General features: G+C 67.7%; 22 protein-coding genes and 2 pseudogenes. 13 read left to right on the plus strand and 11 right to left on the minus strand.

Features of this window, described 5'->3' with window-relative positions; translation table 11 throughout:
• Positions 1–48 precede the first annotated feature (48 nt).
• Positions 49–468 (minus strand): hypothetical protein, encoded by a 420-nt coding sequence (locus ACF9IK_RS04440; protein WP_395292926.1) that lies wholly within the window; start codon positions 466–468, stop codon positions 49–51.
• A gap of 90 nt (positions 469–558) precedes the next feature.
• Between ACF9IK_RS04440 and ACF9IK_RS04445 the strand changes: the two are divergent.
• The 6 genes and pseudogenes from ACF9IK_RS04445 to ACF9IK_RS04470 form a co-directional block, all read left to right on the plus strand.
• Positions 559–884 (plus strand): annotated as a pseudogene (locus tag ACF9IK_RS04445) (transposase); the annotation flags it as partial.
• 96 nt (positions 885–980) lie between these two features.
• Positions 981–1,331, plus strand: coding sequence for a hypothetical protein (locus ACF9IK_RS04450; RefSeq protein WP_395292927.1), 351 nt, complete (start codon positions 981–983; stop codon positions 1,329–1,331).
• 535 nt (positions 1,332–1,866) lie between these two features.
• Positions 1,867–3,297 carry a group II intron reverse transcriptase/maturase gene (gene ltrA / locus ACF9IK_RS04455; RefSeq protein ID WP_395292928.1) on the plus strand — a complete coding sequence of 477 codons (1,431 nt, stop codon included), beginning with the start codon at positions 1,867–1,869 and terminating at the stop codon, positions 3,295–3,297.
• Positions 3,298–3,467: 170 nt separating this feature from the next.
• Complete coding sequence (locus tag ACF9IK_RS04460; RefSeq protein ID WP_395292929.1) at positions 3,468–4,682, plus strand: transposase; 1,215 nt, start codon at positions 3,468–3,470, stop codon at positions 4,680–4,682.
• A gap of 102 nt (positions 4,683–4,784) precedes the next feature.
• On the plus strand, positions 4,785–5,978 hold the full coding sequence (locus ACF9IK_RS04465) for an ISAs1 family transposase (RefSeq protein WP_395292209.1): 1,194 nt from the start codon (positions 4,785–4,787) through the stop codon (positions 5,976–5,978).
• A 27-nt stretch (positions 5,979–6,005) separates the two neighbouring features.
• Positions 6,006–6,227 (plus strand): annotated as a pseudogene (locus ACF9IK_RS04470) (transposase); the annotation flags it as partial.
• A gap of 471 nt (positions 6,228–6,698) precedes the next feature.
• Here the strand turns inward: ACF9IK_RS04470 and ACF9IK_RS04475 are convergent.
• The 5 genes from ACF9IK_RS04475 to ACF9IK_RS04495 form a co-directional block, all read right to left on the minus strand.
• Positions 6,699–7,031, minus strand: a complete 333-nt coding sequence (locus ACF9IK_RS04475) for a hypothetical protein (RefSeq protein WP_395292930.1) — start codon at positions 7,029–7,031, stop codon at positions 6,699–6,701.
• Positions 7,032–7,334: 303 nt separating this feature from the next.
• On the minus strand, positions 7,335–7,586 hold the full coding sequence (locus ACF9IK_RS04480) for a hypothetical protein (protein ID WP_395292931.1): 252 nt from the start codon (positions 7,584–7,586) through the stop codon (positions 7,335–7,337).
• Entirely contained in the window at positions 7,586–7,933 is a 348-nt protein-coding gene (locus ACF9IK_RS04485; RefSeq protein ID WP_395292932.1) for a hypothetical protein, read from the minus strand. The genes ACF9IK_RS04480 and ACF9IK_RS04485 overlap by 1 nt, the downstream gene beginning before the upstream one ends.
• Positions 7,934–8,127: 194 nt before the next feature.
• Positions 8,128–9,375, minus strand: a complete 1,248-nt coding sequence (locus ACF9IK_RS04490) for a helix-turn-helix domain-containing protein (protein WP_395292933.1) — start codon at positions 9,373–9,375, stop codon at positions 8,128–8,130.
• Positions 9,376–9,978: 603 nt separating this feature from the next.
• Positions 9,979–11,067 (minus strand): GntR family transcriptional regulator, encoded by a 1,089-nt coding sequence (locus ACF9IK_RS04495; protein ID WP_395292934.1) that lies wholly within the window; start codon positions 11,065–11,067, stop codon positions 9,979–9,981.
• Between the two features lie 195 nt (positions 11,068–11,262).
• On the opposite strand from ACF9IK_RS04495, the gene ACF9IK_RS04500 reads away from it, so the two are divergent.
• The 6 genes from ACF9IK_RS04500 (at position 11,263) to tnpC (ending at position 16,205) form a co-directional block, all read left to right on the plus strand.
• Positions 11,263–11,595: a hypothetical protein gene (locus ACF9IK_RS04500; RefSeq protein WP_395292935.1), complete on the plus strand. Its 333-nt coding sequence runs from the start codon at positions 11,263–11,265 to the stop codon at positions 11,593–11,595.
• A gap of 96 nt (positions 11,596–11,691) precedes the next feature.
• Positions 11,692–12,486 (plus strand): hypothetical protein, encoded by a 795-nt coding sequence (locus ACF9IK_RS04505; RefSeq protein ID WP_395292936.1) that lies wholly within the window; start codon positions 11,692–11,694, stop codon positions 12,484–12,486.
• 39 nt (positions 12,487–12,525) lie between these two features.
• Positions 12,526–12,837, plus strand: a complete 312-nt coding sequence (locus ACF9IK_RS04510; protein ID WP_395292937.1) for a transposase — start codon at positions 12,526–12,528, stop codon at positions 12,835–12,837.
• A gap of 72 nt (positions 12,838–12,909) precedes the next feature.
• Positions 12,910–14,178, plus strand: a complete 1,269-nt coding sequence (locus ACF9IK_RS04515; protein WP_395292264.1) for an ISL3 family transposase — start codon at positions 12,910–12,912, stop codon at positions 14,176–14,178.
• Positions 14,175–15,116 carry an IS3 family transposase gene (locus ACF9IK_RS04520; protein WP_395292938.1) on the plus strand — a complete coding sequence of 314 codons (942 nt, stop codon included), beginning with the start codon at positions 14,175–14,177 and terminating at the stop codon, positions 15,114–15,116. The genes ACF9IK_RS04515 and ACF9IK_RS04520 overlap by 4 nt, the downstream gene beginning before the upstream one ends.
• Positions 15,117–15,149: 33 nt before the next feature.
• The gene (tnpC, locus tag ACF9IK_RS04525) at positions 15,150–16,205 is read left to right on the plus strand and encodes an IS66 family transposase (RefSeq protein ID WP_395292939.1); all 1,056 of its coding nucleotides are present in this window, start codon (positions 15,150–15,152) and stop codon (positions 16,203–16,205) included.
• A 17-nt stretch (positions 16,206–16,222) separates the two neighbouring features.
• Here tnpC and ACF9IK_RS04530 read toward each other — a convergent pair whose 3' ends face one another.
• Together ACF9IK_RS04530 and ACF9IK_RS04535 are read right to left on the minus strand one after the other, a co-directional pair.
• The gene (locus ACF9IK_RS04530; RefSeq protein ID WP_395292940.1) at positions 16,223–16,501 is read right to left on the minus strand and encodes a hypothetical protein; all 279 of its coding nucleotides are present in this window, start codon (positions 16,499–16,501) and stop codon (positions 16,223–16,225) included.
• A complete protein-coding gene (locus ACF9IK_RS04535) occupies positions 16,501–16,824 on the minus strand; it encodes a hypothetical protein (protein ID WP_395292941.1) in 324 nt (107 codons plus the stop codon). The genes ACF9IK_RS04530 and ACF9IK_RS04535 overlap by 1 nt, the downstream gene beginning before the upstream one ends.
• Before the next feature lie 28 nt (positions 16,825–16,852).
• Here ACF9IK_RS04535 and ACF9IK_RS04540 point away from each other — a divergent pair, with 28 nt between their 5' ends.
• The gene (locus ACF9IK_RS04540; RefSeq protein ID WP_395298467.1) at positions 16,853–17,056 is read left to right on the plus strand and encodes a hypothetical protein; all 204 of its coding nucleotides are present in this window, start codon (positions 16,853–16,855) and stop codon (positions 17,054–17,056) included.
• A 179-nt stretch (positions 17,057–17,235) separates the two neighbouring features.
• Here the strand turns inward: ACF9IK_RS04540 and ACF9IK_RS04545 are convergent, their stop codons facing one another.
• The 3 genes from ACF9IK_RS04545 to ACF9IK_RS04555 all read right to left on the minus strand — a co-directional run bounded on the left by ACF9IK_RS04545 (position 17,236) and on the right by ACF9IK_RS04555 (position 19,172).
• Complete coding sequence (locus tag ACF9IK_RS04545) at positions 17,236–17,859, minus strand: DUF6000 family protein (protein ID WP_395292942.1); 624 nt, start codon at positions 17,857–17,859, stop codon at positions 17,236–17,238.
• Between the two features lie 684 nt (positions 17,860–18,543).
• The gene (locus ACF9IK_RS04550; RefSeq protein ID WP_395292943.1) at positions 18,544–18,795 is read right to left on the minus strand and encodes a hypothetical protein; all 252 of its coding nucleotides are present in this window, start codon (positions 18,793–18,795) and stop codon (positions 18,544–18,546) included.
• Positions 18,795–19,172 carry a hypothetical protein gene (locus tag ACF9IK_RS04555; RefSeq protein ID WP_395292944.1) on the minus strand — a complete coding sequence of 126 codons (378 nt, stop codon included), beginning with the start codon at positions 19,170–19,172 and terminating at the stop codon, positions 18,795–18,797. The genes ACF9IK_RS04550 and ACF9IK_RS04555 overlap by 1 nt, the downstream gene beginning before the upstream one ends.
• Positions 19,173–19,186 lie beyond the last annotated feature (14 nt).

The raw sequence follows: 19,186 nt of genomic DNA on the forward strand, positions 1-19,186 counted from the left end.
GCCGCACCCCCCTCAGAACCGTGCGTGTCCGTCGTCCGAGCACACGGCTCAAGCAGGCCCCGGAGGGCTGCTGGCAGGTTGCAGTGCTGTCCGACTGCCGGTGCTGGCACCGCGCCAGCGATGGCAGTGGGTGTGGATCAGGCGGAGGTAGGCGGGGTTGTCCGGTGTGCTGCGGCCCGGGTCGGCGGTGATCGCGTTCTTGCGGACCGCCTGTCGGGTCACCTTGAGCCACTGCTCCCATTCCGCTGGGCTCTGCGGCTCGCGGTCGGCGTGCAGGAGGAGCTCGTCGCAGAGCGGACAGCGGCCGTGCTGCTTCTGCAGCAGTCGCAGCCCGGTCGCACTGAGCGGGGGTTTCCTCTTGCTCCGTCGTGCAGCCCAGTACTCGGCCAGGGCCGGGTCGTCGACCGACGCCCGGGATGGCGTCCCGCTGAGTGGTGTAGCAGGGATCTTGGTGCAACCCCTGGTCATGAAGGAGCCATCGCGCAACTCTCCGAGTAGGAAGGCTCGTTGAGTGAGAGGTGCGCGATGGCCTTGTCCCAGTCTGACCTACTCCGCCTCATGGAGTCACTGCGTTCGGCGGACGGAATCGAGTTGATCAGGGCGCTCGCCCAGCGGATGCTGCAGGAGCTGATCGAGGCCGAGGCGACCGCCCGTATCGGTGCCGAGCCGGGCGAGCACACGGAGGCCCGCACGACGTGGCGCAACGGTCACCGCGAGAAGACGCTGACCACGCAGGCCGGCGATCTGGACCTGGCCATCCCGAAGGTCCGGACCGGCAGCTTCTTCCCCAGCCTCCTGGAGCGCCGGCGCCGTATCGACCAGGCACTCTACGCGGTCATCATGGAGGCCTACGTCTGGGCGTGTCCACCCGCTCGGTCGACGACGACTCTGTTGCTCAATTCGGGCTGTGGGTTGGGCTGACTGCGGCATGATCGCTTCTGTGGCCGGCTCGTGGGCAGGCGGCCACGGGGGTGGTGCGGGTGTCGATGCGGGCAGCGGGGCTGCCGGAGGTCCCGGAACAGACGGCGCTGGTCGCGGCGTCGGCGTTCCCGAAGGGGACGATGGCGATGCGGGTGCGAGAGAGGCTGGCGGAGGTCTTCGCGGACGAGGCGTTCGCGTCCGCGTTCGGGGTTCGCGGGGCTCCGGGCCTGTCGCCCGGGATGCCGGCGCTGGTCACGGTGCTGCAGTTCGCCGAGAACCTGACCGACCGCCAGGCCGCGGGCATGGCGGTGCGGGCGATCGACTGGAAGTACGCGCTCGTGCGCCACGAGGCGCCATCACTCCGGGCAAGGGTGAGAGACCCTTGCCGCTGGTCTGTCGCAGCAGACTAGCGAAGCTGGGGGCAGTCTGACCGCGGAGACGCGCGGGAGGGCGGCAAGCAGCCCCGACAACGACGGGACGCACCGGCACTGCCAGACGGTGCGGGTCCGGCAAGCAAGACGAGACGCCGTACGAGAGGAACCAGCGTCTGAAGCCCCGTAACACTTCCACCGGCTCCAATCTGGTGGATCTGGGCCGGGAAGCAGTGCTCGACCCCCGTGAATCGCGCGGGGGCGTCTCCGAAGCCGGATAAGTGCGCCGGTGGGGAGGCCATGCCGAAAGCCTGCGGCGTAGGCATGGCGATGCTGCCGGGGTACAGCTGGGCGGCTCACTCGACAACCGGATGGTGGTGAACGTGGGAAGCGGTCCGATGCCGCCCTTCCCGTCCAACAGCCAGTTGGGCGAAGGGCAGGCCCGTCGTCGGCTGACGGCACCGGGTCGTGGCGGAGTCCTCGTAGTAGTCCGAGCGCGCGAAAGGCGCGTACACGGCGAAGGAGGACAGCAAGTCAGCAGTGGAAGGACTGGAAGACCAGGAGGTTGTCGCCGGTGAACACCGACGAACTGCAGTCCGCCCTGTTCGGGGCGGAGCTACGGGTACTGGAGATCCAGACGAAGCTGCACCGTTGGGCCCGCGAGGATTCTCATCGCAGGTTCGATGACCTGTTCAATCTCGTTGCCGATCCCGCGTTCCTGCTGGTGGCGTGGGCTCGGGTGCGGGGCAACAAGGGAGCCCGCACGGCCGGAGTGGACGGTGAGACCGCCTACTACGTGGAGACCGTGCGGGGCGTCGAGGTCTTCCTCGACGGGCTGCGGACCTCGATCAGGGACCGCAGTTTCTGCCCGCTCCCGGTGAGGGAACGGATGGTCCCCAAGGCGGGCGGCAAGCTGCGTCGTCTGGGGATCGCGACCGTGACTGACCGGGTGGTGCAGGCGTCCCTGAAGCTGGTGTTGGAGCCGATCTTCGAGGCGGTTTTCCTCCCGTGTTCCTACGGGTTCCGCCCCAACCACCGGGCTCACGACGCGGTGGCCGAGGTCCGCCACCTCACCTCCCACTCCTACGAGTGGATCGTGGAGGGCGACATCAAAGCCTGCTTCGACGAGATCTCGCACACGGCCCTGATGGACCGGGTGCGCGCTCGCGTCGGGGACAGACGCGTCCTGGCCTTGGTGAAGGCGTTCCTGAAGTCCGGAATCCTCGGTGAGGACCGCGTCCTTCGGGAGAACAACACCGGAACCCCGCAAGGGTCGATCCTCTCCCCGTTGCTCAGCAACGTGGCTCTCTCCGTCCTGGACGAGCACATCGCCCGGGGTCCGGGAGGACCGGCGAGCACCTTCAACGACCGGCTCAAGCGCCGTCGTCGCGGACTGCCGAACTACCGGCTGATCCGTTATGCGGACGACTGGTGCCTGGTCGTGTCGGGCACCCGTGCCCACGCGGAGGCGCTCAAGGAAGAGGCCGCTGGGGTACTCGCCACGATGGGTCTGCGCCTGTCGCCGGAGAAGACCCTGATCACCCATATCGACGAGGGCCTCGACTTCCTCGGCTGGCGCATCCAGCGCCACCGGAAGCGAGGAACCGAGAAGCACTACGTCTACACCTACCCGTCCCGCAGGGCCCTGTCGGCCGTGATGGACAAGGTCAGGACGCAGTGCCGAAAGACAGGCACTGACCTGCCGTTCGACACCCTGCTCATCCAGCTCAACCGGATGCTGCGGGGCTGGTGCGCTTACTTCCGGCCGGGAGTGTCCAGCGCCACCTTCCAGTACCTGACCTCGTACGTCTGGGGCCGGGTCATCTGGTGGCTACGGCGAAAGCACCCCCGGATGAACTGGAAGGACCTCCGCCGGCGCTTCTGCGGCGGGGGCTGGTGGCCGGCCAGCGAGGAACGGGAGCTGTTCAGCCCGGCGAAGGTAGGCACCACGCGCTACCGCTACCGGGGATCAGTCATCCCCTCCCCATGGCCGACCACGGGATGAGAGAACTCCTCACGGGTCGACAAACGGGGCTTGTGGAGCGCCCGTTGCGCTGAGAGGCGCACGGCGGGTGCGGGAAGCGGTCCGGAGAAACGGGCCAGTCGAAAGGCCGAAACCGCGCTCCGGACCGACTTCACGGCCTGGAACTTGCCGATCCCGGCTTCGACTTCACGGTGCTGGCGAAGTTCCGGGCCCGGCTGGTCGAGCACGGCATGGAACGCTTGATCTTCGACCGGCTGGTGGAACACTGCCGCCAGGCGGAGCTGATTGTCGCCGGAGGCCGGCAGCGCACCGACTCCACCCACGTCATCAGCGCGGTAAGGGATCTGAACCGCCTCGAGCTGGCCGGGGAGAGCGTGCGCGCGGCGCTGGAGGCGCTGGCTGTCGCGGCTCCGATCTGGCTCGCCGGGGCGGTGCCGGTCGCGGAGTGGGAGCTGCGGTATGCGGCCAGGGTCGACTCGTGGCGGCTGCCCACCTCGAAGACGAAGCGGGACCGGCTGGCCGAGGTCTACGGCCAGGACGCGCATCAGCTGCTGCACGCCATCCACGCACCGGCCGCACCGGAGTGGCTGCGGGAGATCGAGGCGGTCCAGCTGCTGCGGCGGATCTTCATGCAGACCTACTACGTGCACACCGACGGGCGCGGACGGGAGGTGGTCAGGAAGCGGGAGGCCGAAGGAGACGGTGTCCCGCCCGGCCAACTCCGGCTCGCCTCCCCCTACGACCCGGACGCTCGCTGGTCCGCCAAGGGAGACGAGCTGTTCTGGTGCGGCTACAAGGTCCACCTCACCGAGACCTGCGACAACACCCCGGACAGCACTACCGGCAGCGCCGCCGGGACGTGGGCCCCGAACCTGATCACGGACGTGGCCACCACCGTGGCGACCGCACCGGACGTGACCGCCACCGCCGGCATCCAGCAGCGGCCGACCGAGCGGCGGGTCAAGCCGGGCGAGCACTACCTCGACTCCGGCTACCCCTCGGCCGACCTCGTCACCGCCGCTGCCGGTGAGGGCATCACCATGGTCACCCCGCTCCTGGCCGATCACTCCCGGCAGGCCCGGGCCACCGAGGGCTTCGACAAGAGCGCCTTCCGCGTCGACTGGACAGCCCGTCAAGTCCGCTGCCCCGAAGACCACATCAGCACCGGCTGGTATCCCGTCCGGCAGCACGGCCGCGACGCCATCGTCATCGAGTTCGCCCGCGAAGACTGCCGCACCTGTCCGTCCCACGACAGGTGCACCACCGCGGCTCGCGGCAACCGCATGCTCACCCTGCGGCCCCGCGAGCTCCACGAGACCGTCGCTGCCGCCCGCGCCGAGCAGAAGACCGATACCTGGCAGGCCAGGGCGCGAGCGTTCTCGGGTGACGAGACGTCACAGTTGTGACGAAGTGGGAGGGTTGTCCGCTTCGCCGGTGTGGTGAAACGGGACGCGGCTCCGGATGATCAAGGTGTCGAAGCCGTTGATCACAACCGAAGCCGCGTCTGCATGCCATCCTCCCTGATCTCCACCGTCACCCGCCACCAGGACCACATGCCGGGCGATCTGACCGGCGACGCCGAGCGCCTGATCACCCTGGCCGAGGTCCTGGACCGCCTGCCGGACCCGCGCCGCACGCGGGGGCGCCGCTACCGACTGGGCGCCCTGCTCGTGCTGTGCGCCACCGCGGTAATGGCCGGGGCGTCCACCTGGGCCGCCATCGTCCGCTTCGCCGCCGGCCTCGACCCGGTGCTGCGCGAGCGCATCGGCCTGGTCCGCGGCATCCCGCGCACCAGCACACTGGCCCGCCTCCTCGCCCGCCTCGACGGCGACGCGCTCGACGCGGCACTGGGCGCCTGGCTGCAACTGCAGCACACCGACCCACTCACCGGCCCAGTCCCGGCAGACGCACCGGTCAAACGGGACGCGGTCTCGGTCGACGGCAAGACCTTGCGCGGCTCGCGAACCCGCGAGCGCCGGGCCGTCCACCTGCTCGCCGCGTCGATCCACGGCACCCGCGCCGTCATCGCCCAGCGGCAGGTCGACTCCAAGAGCAACGAGATCACCGCGTTCCGCCCGCTCCTCGGACCCCTCGACCTGGCGGACAAGGTCGTCACCTTCGATGCCCTGCTCACCCAGCACGACCACGCCCGCTTCCTGGTCGAGGAGAAGAACGCGCACTACATCGCCCTGATCAAGGGCAACCACCCCACCCTGCACGCCCAGTTGAAGAAGCTCCCCTGGAGTGAGGTCCCGCTCATGGACAAGACCCGCGCCATCGCTCACGGCCGCGACGAGATCCGCCGCCTGAAGGCCGCCACCGTCCCCGACCTTCCCTTCCCCCACGCCGACCAGGTCCTGCAGATCGTGCGCCGCCGTCGCGTCCTGAGCACCGGCAAACTCACCGTCGAACGCATCTACGCGCTCACCGACCTGACGATGCACGAGGCCACGGCCGCCCACCTCGCCGAACACGTACGCGAACACTGGGGCGTCGAGGCCCTGCACCACCTGCGCGACGTCACCCTCCGCGAGGACGCCTCCAAGATCCGCACCGGCAGCGCACCCCGCATCATGGCCGGTCTGCGCAACACCGCCCTCGCGCTCGCCGAGCTCGCCGGCTGGCACAACCACGCCGCGGCAGTCGATCACTACAGGTCACGCCCCGACCACGCACTCGACCTGATCAAGCCCACAACCTGAGAAAGCTCATGCCCTGCCTGGCAGGCCAAGTACGCCCTCCGAGCCGGGGTCGAAGGCACCATCAACCAGGCCCTCGACATCACCGGTCTACGCCAGGCACGCTACCGCGGTCTCCCCAAGGTCAGCCTCCAGCACGCCTACTCCGCCACGGCGATCAACGTCATCCGGCTCGACGCCCACTGGAGAGAACAGACCCAGGGCCTGCGACGCAGCCGGCTCACCCAGCTTGCCCACCGACTCGCTGCCTGATCGCGACCTCGAATTGAGCAACAGAGTCCACCCGTCCGCTGACGTTGCCGTCAACTACTGCCGTCAGACATGCCGAGCGGCCCCACCGGAAGTCATTCCCGATGGGGCCGCAATGCTGTACCGCGACGGCAGATGAGAGCTACCGCCCAGCCAGTCCCAATGGAACAGCCAGCAATTCAGGCGAGATGCTAGAGGTGTTCATCAGAAATCTGCGAGCAGCCTTCGAGAACCTCAGCAGAAGCCCCGGAAAATAGCACCCTTGCCACGTGTGGAGCATCGATGAATTCGACTTGCTGCTCATACCTCCAGAGCAACTCGACAATCATCTCCAGCCCCAAGATGTCGTCCGAATCCTTCCTCTTCCCCACATGGAATACATCCCCTACTGACACAGTGCCCTGCAAGCAGCGAACAATGCATGTCACTCCAGCGTCCGACGCCCCTTCAATCCGCTCAATCCCGAGAACTCTGTCAGCCACTGTACGCCCCCGCCTCGCTAATGAACTGGGAAACTTGCTCTGGCGTCAGCTTCGGAGTGTTCGCCAGAAGCGGTGAAAGATCGTCAATTCCGATCCTTGACGGTATCGAGATTCCCATTCGACTCAGAATCCCTCGAGCAGCTGATGCCGGTATCTGAATACTGGAGCGCCGAGCAAAATCACCAGGAGATAGCTCTACACCCACTTCGGCCTCCGATGCGATGCAACCCTCATAGGTCGCAACCCCGGCAAGATCGCGAGGAGTGGCGATCTGGATAATCGCGTCACCAAATTGTTCCGAATGCGTCGCAAAGATGGTTGCCACGCCCGGATCAGAAGAAGTCGGTGTAATGCCAACCCGCTGCGTACCCGGGCTACCTTCAAACCCACTTGTAGTTCCACGAAATACCGGCTGACCGCAGTCGTTGTGAACCAGGACCGGCGTGGTCCCCGCCAGCACATAGTACGTGTGCTACGCGACCCCTCTCTACCCGCTTTTTCGCAGGTCAGCGGTGGTTTGACGGTCCGTCGGTGTCCGTGGATGTGCGCTGAAGTCCGTGGTTGTTGCCGTCGCCGCTGCCGTCAGATGTGTAGACCAATTGTTCTGCCGGTGGCGGCGCGCGTGATCCTACTGCCAGGCTCCGGGCTCGGCGCGGACGATGGTGCGGGTGGCCTGCTCGTACGACTGATGGCCGGTCTGCGCGCAGTGTCCGGCGATCCAGCGGGTGAGTTCCTCAGGGGTGTGCATCTCCCCGGACGCGGCGGCGCAGTTCCGTTCCTCGCCGGTGACGCAGACCGCCTCGAAGGTCGGCAGCGCCATGGGGTCGGTCGCGGCGGTCACGTGGTACTCGCGGAAGCGGTAGCGGGTGGCCTTACCCATCAGCCTTCCTCCTGTCCGCCAAGGGGGCCGGCGTTCGCGGGTTCGCCCTCCTCGGCCGCCTCCTCCTGCGGCGCCGGGATGCGCTCTCCGCGCGACTGGGCGACCCTGAGCGCGTCCGACAGGGCCTCGGTCAGCCGGCAGGCGAGCCAGCGGTACTCGATGGCCGACTGCGCCTTGGCTCCGGGGGCCAGGATGCCCCGGGCGTACTCCAGCAGCTCCTGGCCCATGCCGAGCTGCACGGTTTCGATGCCGTCGGCGAGCGTCGAGATGTAGCCCTTGCCGTCGGTGCTCAGGTAGCAGGGGCGTCCGTCCTCGGTGGTCCATGGCAGCAGGCGGGGTCCCGCCATGCCCGACGCCGCTTCGTGCAACTCCCTGCGACGCAGACGGTCCGCGTCGCTCCTCGGCATGCCCATAGTGGATCTCCGGCCTCGGTCGCTGGAACAGGACACGGCGACCGTAACGACCTGACTACTCGTCAATCCACAGACCCAGCAGGGTAGATCACAACGCATTGTCCGCGAACTGCGACGCTGCGTAGCAGCTATCCGACGATGCCCAGGTAGCCGGCCATCTCGCGCATGTCGCTGGTCAGGGTGCGCTTGCGCTTGCTCAGGATCTCCTGCATGGTCTCGGCCGCCGAGTTCTGGTGCCTCAGCCACTCGGGGGCGGCTTCACGAGCGCGGGTCAGCTCGTCCATGGCCGCCGAAAGGTCACCGGTTCGCGTGTGGGCGCGCGCCATGTCCAGGGTGAAGCGGTTCCCGTCGTTCGTGCTGGGCCTGCCCAGTCGCTTCCACGCCTTCGGCGACAGCTCGACCTCTTCACCCGCCTTGCGCACCACCGCGCGGGCGTCGCCGACGACCATGGAGTCTTCGAGTGCCTTGATGGCGGCGGTCACCGGTCCGAAGACGGACCAGTGCCGGGAGACGTTGCGGTGCGCCGTGCCGACGGCGGTTGCCGCCACCCGCGCCGCCCTGCGGTACTCCTTGGCCTCGTCCGGGCGGTTGTTGCGTGCCGCAGCGGCTGCGGCCTCCATGGCCAGACCGCCCCACACCGCGTAGTGGTCGGGCTCGGCGCCGGTGATCTTCGGCTCCACCACATCCATACTCTGTGCGGCGATCAGCTCCGCCTCCTCCAGCCGGCCTTGCCGCACCAGCAGCCAGCACATGCAGCCGACCCCGGAGCCGGCCGCGAGCATGTCCCCGCCCTCCCGGGCGTCCGCGATAGCTCCTCGCAGGGCCGTGTAGGCGATGTCGTACTGCCTCACCTGCGTGAGGTAGGTGCCGGCCAGGCGCAACGCCTCAGCTCGGGCGAGCAGGGCTTGCCGGTGCTCGTCTCCGCTGTCGTAGTGGGCGACGGCCCGCGCGGCGTCCCGCAACAGGCCGGGCAGTTGGGCGGCAACGCTCTTGTAGCTGTCGGAGAAGTACAGCACCCGCGCGTCTCGAACCGTCCGAGCGTAGGCACGCATGTTCGGCTCCTCGCCCACGGCCTGGGCGTCCTGGTCCACCAGCCCCACCGCCGGGGTGAGCGCGGCGCGAAGCTGGATGAGGTTGAGCCGGTTCGGCTCCTCCGCCCGCCCTACAGGCTCCGGTGCGTCGGACGCGACGAGTGCCGCCGTGGGGATGCCCAGAGCGCGGGCCAGAGCGTGAAGCGTCTCCATGCGGACCGTTCCGCCCTGCTCGACCTTCCGGACCGTCGCCGGGGACAGACCCGCCGCGTGGGCAAGCTCCTCCTGGCTCATCCCGGCGCGGCGCCGGTACTTCCGTACGTTGTCCGCGAGTTCCATCGTCATCTGCTCACCACCTCCAGCGCCACGGTACGCCTGGTGGGCGAACTGACCGGGCTCTCTGGGCAGATACCCACCCGGGACGGTGACCCACCGCCACACGCAGCGTCGGGCACGCGGTTACTGGAGCGGCGCGGCGCCGGAGCCTCCGGCAGGCTGCGGGCCTGAGCGGGACGGGTTCCTCGTCGGTCGGGCAGCTTCGCCGGACCAGGGTTCTCCGGGGACCGCCAAGGCTCACCGGGTGACGCTTGTGCTCGGCCTTGGCGGCCCCCGGGGGTTCCTGGTACGCCTCCGGGGACCGGCCGGCGAGGGGCACGACCCGCGACCCGCGACCATTCACCACGACAGTGCCGCACCGGCGCTCGGCCCCCGGTCCCTCGGAGGGAGGGCCTGGGGTGAGGTAGAGCCTTGTTGACCACGGCCGCTCTCGCTGGTGTTGCGCGCCCGGACGGGCGGGGGTGCCGCTGAGCGGGGCGGAGACAGGAGCGGGCGGCGGCCCCGCCGGGCCGGAGCGCGCGCGGCCCGCGACAGCGGGCCGCCTTGATCCAGTAAAGAAACTCTGAACAGCTCGACAGCTCAGCCGTCGGCCCTGTTCGCCCTTGGCCTGGCCTATCCCCGCTTCTCCAGCTCCTTGGTCAAGCGACTGACTTCGGCTTCCAGCTGATGACGTGTCTTCTGGAGCTGTGCCACCTGCTTCCGCAGGCGGACGAGTTCCTCGGCATCGTCTTCGGCTGTCGGGGCCTCCTTGACACGTTCAACTGCTGTGTCGGGGTCCGGGGCCTTGCTCACCTGCGTCTTGCGGACGTAGCTGCCGCGGCCGAGGACGGAGTAGATCAGACCTTCGCCCTTGAGGAGACGCAGGGCGTTCTGGACGGTGGAGCTGGCGACTCCGAAGCGCTCTTGGAGGGCTCGCGCGGCCGGCAGTTGGCTGCCTGGCTTCAACTCGCCGTCAAGGATCTGCCTGCGCAGGATGTCGGCGACCTGGATGTAGGGCGGCCGGGAGTCCTCTTCCACCGGCTCATCGAGCGCGAAGTCATCGGCCAGCGTCTCGCCCTCGCGTTCAGCCGCGCGCTGGAGGGACTCGATGCGGGCTTGGGCGAGCATCGAGCGTCGCAGGTTGTTGCGCCCGCCGCCAGTGTGGGCGACTGTGAGGGCACCTCGGGGGGTGCGGTGAATGAGGTGCTCGTGTGCCAGGTGCCAGAGCGCCCGTTCGACGGCTTCGCTGTCGGTGGCGAACATCAGCTGGAGCTTGATGGGCTCGGGGAGTCTGTCCTCGAACTTCAGGCGCCCTTCGACGATCGCTTCGCGGATGGCCCAGATCGCTTGGAGGACGGGCGGCTGAGCGTTTCCGGGGTCGGCGGGGTCGTCTTGAGTGCTGTGCTTGGCCTGCTCCCGCTCGGCCTTGGCCTGGTCGGCGATCTGCTGGATCTCGTCCAGGATGGCCTTCTCCCGGTACTCCTTCTCGTGGCTTCGGACGTAGCTGCCGCGCCCTTGGACCGAGTAGACGAGCCCTTCGTCCTTGAGTACGCGCAGGGCGTTCTGGACGGTGGAGCTGGCGATCCCGTACCGCTCCTGAAGCGTGCGCGTGGACGGAAGCTTCTCGCCCGGCCGAATCCGCTCTTCGAGGATCTCGGCACGCAGCACATCGGCGGCCTGGATGTAGGGCGGCCTGGGGTCCTCTTCAAGCGGCAACGTCATACACCGAGGGTAGCGGCGGGCCCGCACGGATGACACGCCCGTGCGCTCCTCTGTAGCGGGCGTAGTGGCCGAACAGTACTGGCGTATCGCATCACCAAACTGCTCGACTGTACGACCGTTGCGGGCGTGCGATCGTCGCGCTATGGTTCTGGCGAGTCGAACACGTGACCCACGAACAAGGGAACTGCCATGGCTATGACCAGGATTCGCGTCGGACTGCTGCCCTCTGCCGTCTGCATGACGGGCACCGACGCGATGCCGAAGATCAAGGACCCGCAAACCGGCGAGATCGCCACCGACCGCGAGACGGGCGAGCACCTGTTCACGGTCACGGTGATGCTCATGGAGGAGGGGCGCGCGGAGGTCATGAAGCTCACCGTCCCCCAGTCCGGCCTTCCCAACGGGCTCAAGCCCGGCGTCATGGTGCGCCCGGTGGACCTGTTCGCCACGCCGTGGGCGCGGATCTTCAACGGTCAGCTCTCGGAGGGCATCGCCTACCGGGCGGGCCGCTTGGAGGCCGTCAAGTGAGCTGCTCTGTAAGGGCATTGGCTCGCCGACTGCCCGTTCAACCGGTACCGGCAGCCGGTTCGTCCTCGGGTTCATCTACAACGTGGAAGGCGTGAAATGAAGGACGTGAACGAGATCGCCCCGGTCCTGATCGGGGCGGTGCTCGCCCTGGCGGCCCTGTGGGCCGTGGTCGGCCTGGTTCGGTACCTGCGGGTCGATCGTGAGACGCGGGCGAGCATCCGGCAGGGGATACGCATCCGATTCGGGTGGGAGCGACTGGCCAAGATGGCGGGCCTGTCGGTGATCGACAAGACGCCGACGTTCCTGGCCGAGCTGGTCAGCCGTGAGGGCGAGACGCCCAAGCCGCGGGTCCTGGTGCCTCGGATCAAGGTGAAGCCGGACCGGTTCGGGGTGGTGGTGCGGGCCAAGTGCCTGCCGAAGGTAGGGCTGGAGGAGTTCCAGCGCTCGGCGCGCTTCCTCGCCGACGCCTGGCGCTGCACACGGGTTTCCGTGCTGCCGGACGGTCCCGGGCGGGTGGTGATCCGGGCCGTGCGCCTGGACCCGCTCATCACACCAACCGAGCACGTCCCCACGGGAGCGGTGCCGGGGAGCCTGGACACGTGGGGGCTCGGGCTGGACGAGTACGCCGACGACGTGAGCCTGCCGATGGCGAACGTTCCCGGTGTGACCGTGGCCGGCCTGCCTGGCTTCGGGAAGACGTCGCTGATCAACAAGCTCATCTGCGACCTGGCTCCCTCCGACGCGGTCCAGTTCGCCGTGGCGGACGGCAAGGTCTCCACTGCCCACGAAGGGGACTACGCCGATCTGACGCCCCGCCTGTTCGCCTTCGCGGGGGATGACCTGGCTGAAGTTCCACCCTGCAGCTGGACACCTGGAGACTGGGACATGTGAGCCCGGAGGAAGCAGTTTCAGGTGGGAAGCAAGAGCAACATGAGTAAGCGGTACACGGCGGAGTTCAAGCGGGACGCGGTCGCGCTGGTGCGCTCGTCGCCGCACCGGAACGTCACCGAGATCGCCCGTGAGCTGGGGGTCAGCCCGGAAGGGTTGAGAGGCTGGGTCAAGCAGGACCGCACCGACCGGGGCGAGGGCGGTTCCGGCGAGCTGACCAGCCCCGAGCGCGAGGAACTCACCCGGCTTCGCCGCCAGAACCTCGAGCAGCAGAAGACCATCGAGATCCTGCGCAAGGCGGCCGCCTATTTCGGGCTCTTCGACCGCATGTGTGGGTGCTCTGAGCTGGGCTGATACGCGAAACACGCCGTCTCCTGCGTATGGTTCTTGGTCTCTGAGGTCAAGATCCACATGCAGGAAGACGGCGTGTCTGCGAACAGGATATGGAAGAAGCTGCTGACGGTCGAACGGGCCGTGGTCGAGCAGGTCGAGATCGACCAGGACTCCGGCGTGCTGGTCGCCCGGGTGCGCCCGACGACCCGGGAGCGGGGTCGGTGCGGGGTCTGCCGCCGTCCCGGGCGTGGCTACGACCAGGGGCGGGGGCGGCGGCGCTGGCGGTGCCTGGACGCCGGGACCACCCAGGTGTTCCTGGAGGCCGATGCGCCCCGGGTGGCCTGCCGCGAGCACGGGGTGGTCACGGCCGCCGTGCCCTGGGCCCGGCACGGCGCCGGCCACACCCGTGCCTTCGACCAGCAGGCGGCCTGGATGGCCACGGAGTGCTCCAAGTCCGCGGTCGCGCAGCTGATGCGCACTTCCTGGCGTACGGTCGGAGCGATCGTGGAGCGGTTCGTGGCCGACCGCGATGCCGGTCTCGACCGGCTGGCGGGCCTGCGCCGGATCGGCGTCGACGAGATCTCCTACCGCAAGGGGCAGCGGTACATGACCGTGGTGGTCGACCACCACACCCGGCAGGTGGTGTGGATGGCCGACGGACACGGCCGCGCCGTCCTGGAGGCCTTCTTCACCGCGCTCGGCCCGAAGCGGGCCGCGAGGCTGACGCACGTCTCCGCCGACGGCGCGCAGTGGATCGCGGACACCGTCGCCGCGCACGCACCGCAGGCGGTACGCGCGATGGATCCGTTCCACGTGGTCGCCTGGGCCACCGAGGCGCTGGACGCCGAGCGCCGCGCGGCGTGGAACCGGGCCCGCCGCCAGGCCCGGGACGCCGCCACCGCCCGGGCGTTGAAGGACTCCCGCTTCGCCCTGTGGAAGAACCCGGAGGACCTCACCGACCGCCAGCAGGCCAAACTGACCTGGATCGCCACCTCCGACCCTCGGCTGCACCGCGCCTACCTGCTCAAGGAGGGCCTGCGCACGGTCTTCGCCATCGCTCGCGAGCAGGACGCCGGCGCGGCCGTCGACGCCCTGGACCGGTGGCTGTCGTGGGCGCAGCGCAGCCGCATCGAGGTGTTCGTCGAGCTCGGCCGCAGAGTCCGCCGCCACCGCGAGGCCATCGTCAACGCCCTGGTCGAGAGGCTGTCGAACGGGCTGATCGAGTCCACCAACACCAAAACGAGACTGATCATCCGCCGGGGCTTCGGCTTCCGCACCGCCGACGCGGTCATCGCCCTCGTCATGCTCACCCTCGGCGGCGAACGCCCGACACTGCCAGGACGCCAACCCGCTCCAGCATGATCCACACATCAGGCAGAAGAGCCCTATTTCGCGGCCGAGACGACACGGTGATCCGCTTCCGTTTCGTTGAGGACCACCACGGCGCCTGGGGCGTCAAGCGGATCTGCCGCGTCCTGGGCATCGCCCGCTCCTCCTTCTACGCCTGGCGCGCCGGCGAGCAGGCCCGCCGTGCTCGCGAGCGGGCCGAGGACCTCCTCGCCGCCGAGATCACGGTGATCCACCTCGCGTCCAGGGGTGCCTACGGCGTCCCGCGCGTGCATGCCGAACTGCGACGCCAGGGCCGGGCGGTCAACCGGAAGAAGGTGGAGCGGATCATGCGTGAGCGCGGAATCGCGGGCGTCACCCGCCGCCGGCGCCGGGGCCTGACCCGCCAGGCCCGCAAGCCGGTGTTCGCCCCGGACCTGATCGGGCGCGACTTCACCGCTCCCCGTCCCGGGGTTCGCCTGGTCGGCGACATGACCTTCCTGCCGACCGAGGAGGGCTGGCTCTACCTGGCCACCTGCATCGACCTGGCCACCCGCGAGGTGGTCGGATACGCGATGGCCGACCACCACCGCGCCGAACTACCGGTGGCCGCGCTGCGGATGGCGGCCGGCCGCGGCGCTCTACAGCCCGGCTGCATCATGCACACCGATCGCGGCAGCGAATACACCTCCAGTGAATTCCGGAGCGAGATAAGCAAGTTGGACATGCGGCAGTCGATGGGAAGGGTCGGCTCCTGTTACGATAACGCCGCCGCCGAGAGCTTCTTCGCCGTCCTGAAGGAGGAGATCGGCACCCGGGTCTGGCCGGACCGCGCCACCGCCCGCGCGGAGGTCTTCGCGTTCATCGAGACCTTCTACAACCGCAGGCGCCTGCGCAAGCACCCCGAGTGGGGCTACCTCACGCCACTGGAGACCCGCCAGCGGCACCGGCAAGGTCACACCCTCGCGGCGTAGACGGACAGTGTCCAACCGCAGGGTGGAACTTCAGTGGCCCCGCCTCCGCCGCCGATGGTCACCGAGTACCGGGTGATCTCGAAGACCTGCCCGGGTTGCGGGCAGGTCACCGCTGGTGGGGCACCATCGGGCGCGGGTGGCCGAGTGCAGTGGGGACCAGGTGTCAAGGCGCGCGCAATGCTCGCGGTGATGGCTCATCACCTGCCCTTCGGCCGCGCGAGGCGGCTGCTGCGCGACCTGGCCGGCATCGACTGCTCCACCGGCTGGCTGGTCAGCATCCGCCGCCAGGCAGCCACCGCGCTGGAGCCGTTCATGGCCCACGTCCGGCAGATCCTGCACCACGCCCGACTGGTGCACGCGGACGAGACCACCGCGCGGGCAGGCGGGAAACTCGCCTACCTGCACGTGGCCTGCGACGACAAGTACACCGCGCTGCACACCGGCGGGCGTGCAGCGGCCGACATCGACGCCGGGCAGATCCTGGACGGCTTCTCCGGGATCCTGGTCCGCGACGGCTACGGCGGCTACACACATCTGGTGGACGCCGTCCACGTGTGGTGCGGCGCGCACACCCTGCGCGACCTCAAGGCCGCCCACGACGCCGACCCCGACCAGCAGACCGGCGCCGAGGCCATGGCCAACACCCTCGTCCTCGCGCTCAATGCCACCCACACCGCCCGCCAGACCGGCCGTGACGCCCTCACCGAGGTGGAACTCGCTGAGATCCGTTCCCGCTACGCGGGCGCGATTGCCGCGATGCGGGCGGACAACGCCCTCGGCAAGACCCCGCTGCAGCAGCGGGCCCTGACCCTGGCCGGCCGGTTCGACAAGCACCGCGACATGATCCTGGCCTTCGTCCACGACCTGACGATTCCCTTCACGAACAACCCGGCCGAGTTGGAGATGAGAGGCGCAAAGATCCGCCAGCGGGTCTCCGGCTGCTGGCGGACCCTGGACGGACTCGCCGACTTCGCCGTCATCTGGTCCTACCTATCCACCACCGCCAAACACGGCCTCGACCACCTCGACGCACTCACTCAGCTCTTCACCACCGGCCCCTGGCTGCCACCGGCTCACCAGCCTGCTTGATCGCCCGCGCCCGCAGATCACTCATAGCGGGCGAAGTCCGGCACGCCGTCGACCGACGCCGGATCGTCGATCGACCAAGTCGGTGCACCTTCCGGCGCACGGACCCGCGAGACAGAGATGCCGTGCAGGCAAGCGCCGCACCACAAGAGCACGTATCCGATCCGAGTTTCAGGCTTGACGATGTATCTGACCTCAAGCCGGTCCCGGCCGCAGTCCGGACACGAGACCAGGCCCATCTCACCCTGCCGGTCGGCCACCTGGCCCAGTACCTGCAGCCACGCTGCACGATCAGCCATCAGCCCAACCTCCCGTTGAAGTAGTTCCAGAACTGGTCCTCCGAGGCGTAGGCGGCCCGTTCCCAAGCGGCCTCCTGCTCAAGCGAGGACGCGTGGCCGTACAGCTGACTCTGCATGACGTGCATTCGCTCGTGGCCAATCGTTCGGACAAGATCCTCTGTGGAGGAGAAGGCATCCGGATACAGCGTGATCGTCCCATCCGGCGATGTATGGCCATACAGGCCACGCCCGATCAAGTCCGTATCACGGTTGATCTTGACCTTGACGCCGTCGAGTCCCACTCCAGCGTCTCGGGCTACTTGATTGACCACGCGCTTCTGCATGGGAACCTGGAGATCAGCGAAGGCCCCTGTGTTCGAAGTTCGCCGTTCCAGCCCTGGTGAACTACTACACGCCCACATCGGCGTCACCGCGACGGTATACGCCCACGTCCGCCTCCGCCTCCAGCGCGACGCCATCGACCTCCTCGGCCACGCTCTCCGTAAGCCGTCGGAGGCCGCTACCGGGCCCGACGACGGAGACGAACCGCCGCTTTGTGCGATACCCGTCCGCTGACGTTGCCGTCAGCTACTGCCGTCAAGAGGCCAAGAAGCCCCCACCGAGTTGAGCTCGGTGGGGGCTTCTACAGTTTGCTAGAAAGTCGGCTTAGCGAGTATTTGAAACCCCATCATCAACGCCAGAGGCACTTAGCGACAGGGGTTAAGAGCCAGAGATCACGGAACTCCTATAGGGCCCTACCTGTCACCCTCTGCAAAATCCAGCTCGACCGATTCTGCAAATCTGCACCATTCCAGCACCTCATCCTTCCAGTGCTCAGGTTCGGGGCTTCCAACAAATCCTTCGCCAACCCACTGCTCCCAGGGCCCGCCAGGTTCCAGGAAATTCCCAGAGAGCTCTACGGCCAGCTTTTCCTCGATCACCATAAGCGCACCAAGCGCCCAAGGCTGAACACTCCTGTAGGTGAGGTCACTCAAGGAGCGAGCCAGATAGTCAACTAGGACCCGCGCGTCTTCAGGCGCTGAAAACCTGGCGAGCGAAAAGCACAGTCCCTTTCCCACGTGGCGCTCTCTCCGCTCCGCTAGGCGGGAAGAGATCCCCTGCCGCATAGCAATGCGCCTGTCAAATCCAGCAAGCCACGATGCGGTCAGGCATTCGCGCCAATCACCATCGAACAGGGTGGCCAAGGTTCCATCGGTCATCCCTCGGGCATCGCGCAGCATGTCGAGGCCGAACGCCATGCGCAGGTCGGGCTCTAGGCGCATGAAGCTACCCGAGAGAAGCTTCTTATACCTGCTGCCCGGAAGGCAGTACTGCTCGAATAGGAAATCATGCCCAGCAGGGCCGGGTTCATGCTTCATAGAAACCTCACCTCGGGATGATCCAAACGCCGTCCAAGTAGATCACGGCTTCCTGAACGGTCCCCACTCGCAGCTTACTTCACAGCCCTCAACTGGGCCGCGTATCAGGATTTCGAGCTCCTCTAGTCCACGCTGGCCAGCGACAGTCATCCTGCCCTGACTGATCGACGAATATGGAATACGAAGCACCAGAGCTCCATTACTGCCAAACTCTTCGGAGAATTCTCGCGCAGTCTCCAGATCTGGCGACCAAGAAGTGAAGACACTCTCCGTGTCACTGCCCTGGTGGGCATACGGGTTGTCGTGGCCGCCGAGAGGTTCCGCCCGTCCAGCTTTGGCCTCTTCAAGCTTGAAGTGGTTGTTTGTGATTCCTCGGTACAGGTACTGGCCGTCTGAATCTCCGAGCTGCTGCGCCCGCTCTACTACATCGTCTGGCGTCGGGTCGCCGCACGTATTGTGAACCAGAATTGGCGTCCCGCCTGCCAGCACATAGTACGTGTGGCACGCGGCCCGGCTCTACCTGCTTTTTCGCAGGTCAGCGGTGGTTTGACGGTCCGTCGGGGTCCGTGGTTGTGCGCTCGTGTCCGTGGTTGTTGCCGTCACTACTGCCGTCAGAGGTGTAGACCACTTGCTCTCGGTGGTGCCCCGTGCGCGCCCTCATGAGGTGTTGGGGCCGTGGGGGCCTCACTTCCAATCTCCGGGCTCGGCGTGGAGCGTCGCGCGGGTTGTGCGCTCGTAGGCTGTGTGGCCGGTCTGGGCGCAGTGCGCGGCGATCCAGCGGGTCAGTTCCTCGAGGGTGTGTGTCTGGCCGGAGGCGGCTCCGCAGTCCTGCTCTTCCCCGGTGACGCAGACGGCCTCGAAGGTCGGCAGTGCCATCGGGTCCACGACTGTGGTGACCGTGTACTCGCGGAACCGGTAGCGGGTGGTCGTGCCCATCAGTGTGCTCCCTTCTCGTCAGAGCCGTCAGCCTCGGCCGTGTCCGACAGGGAGGGGATGCGCTGCCCGCGTGAGTCGGCGACCCTGAGTGCGTCCGACAGGGCCTCGGTCAGCCGACAGGCCAGCCACCGGTATTCGGCCTCAGTCAGTGCCCGCGCCCCGGGGGTCAGGACGCCCCGGGTGTGGTCGAGCAGTTCCTGGCCCATGGTGAGTTGGACCTCTTCGATGCCGTCAGCGAGCGTCGCGAGGTAGCCCTCGCCGTCTGTGCTCAGGTAGCAGGGGAGCCCGTCGGGGGTGGCCCACGGCAGCAGGCGTAGTTCTTCCGCTGCGGGCTCGAACCGGCTCGCGTCGAACTGACGTGTCGCCTCCTCGGCCATGCTGCTGTCCCTTC

It is taken from the genome of Kitasatospora hibisci (assembly GCF_043950205.1).
Taxonomy (GTDB): Bacteria; Actinomycetota; Actinomycetes; order Streptomycetales; family Streptomycetaceae; genus Kitasatospora; species Kitasatospora hibisci.

Coding starts and splice junctions, on each gene's coding strand:
- ACF9IK_RS04505 (WP_395292936.1), top strand. CDS start 11,692: ATGAAGGACGTGAACGAGATCGCCCCGGTCCTGATCGGGGCGGTGCTC.
- ACF9IK_RS04500 (WP_395292935.1), top strand. CDS start 11,263: ATGACCAGGATTCGCGTCGGACTGCTGCCCTCTGCCGTCTGCATGACG.
- ACF9IK_RS04535 (WP_395292941.1), bottom strand. CDS start 16,824: ATGCAGAAGCGCGTGGTCAATCAAGTAGCCCGAGACGCTGGAGTGGGA.
- ACF9IK_RS04550 (WP_395292943.1), bottom strand. CDS start 18,795: ATGGGCACGACCACCCGCTACCGGTTCCGCGAGTACACGGTCACCACA.
- ACF9IK_RS04545 (WP_395292942.1), bottom strand. CDS start 17,859: ATGAAGCATGAACCCGGCCCTGCTGGGCATGATTTCCTATTCGAGCAG.
- ACF9IK_RS04520 (WP_395292938.1), top strand. CDS start 14,175: ATGATCCACACATCAGGCAGAAGAGCCCTATTTCGCGGCCGAGACGAC.
- ACF9IK_RS04485 (WP_395292932.1), bottom strand. CDS start 7,933: ATGGCGGGACCCCGCCTGCTGCCATGGACCACCGAGGACGGACGCCCC.
- ACF9IK_RS04465 (WP_395292209.1), top strand. CDS start 4,785: ATGCCATCCTCCCTGATCTCCACCGTCACCCGCCACCAGGACCACATG.
- ACF9IK_RS04530 (WP_395292940.1), bottom strand. CDS start 16,501: ATGGCTGATCGTGCAGCGTGGCTGCAGGTACTGGGCCAGGTGGCCGAC.
- ACF9IK_RS04480 (WP_395292931.1), bottom strand. CDS start 7,586: ATGGGTAAGGCCACCCGCTACCGCTTCCGCGAGTACCACGTGACCGCC.
- ACF9IK_RS04495 (WP_395292934.1), bottom strand. CDS start 11,067: ATGACGTTGCCGCTTGAAGAGGACCCCAGGCCGCCCTACATCCAGGCC.
- ACF9IK_RS04440 (WP_395292926.1), bottom strand. CDS start 468: ATGACCAGGGGTTGCACCAAGATCCCTGCTACACCACTCAGCGGGACG.
- ACF9IK_RS04555 (WP_395292944.1), bottom strand. CDS start 19,172: ATGGCCGAGGAGGCGACACGTCAGTTCGACGCGAGCCGGTTCGAGCCC.
- ACF9IK_RS04490 (WP_395292933.1), bottom strand. CDS start 9,375: ATGACGATGGAACTCGCGGACAACGTACGGAAGTACCGGCGCCGCGCC.
- ACF9IK_RS04510 (WP_395292937.1), top strand. CDS start 12,526: ATGAGTAAGCGGTACACGGCGGAGTTCAAGCGGGACGCGGTCGCGCTG.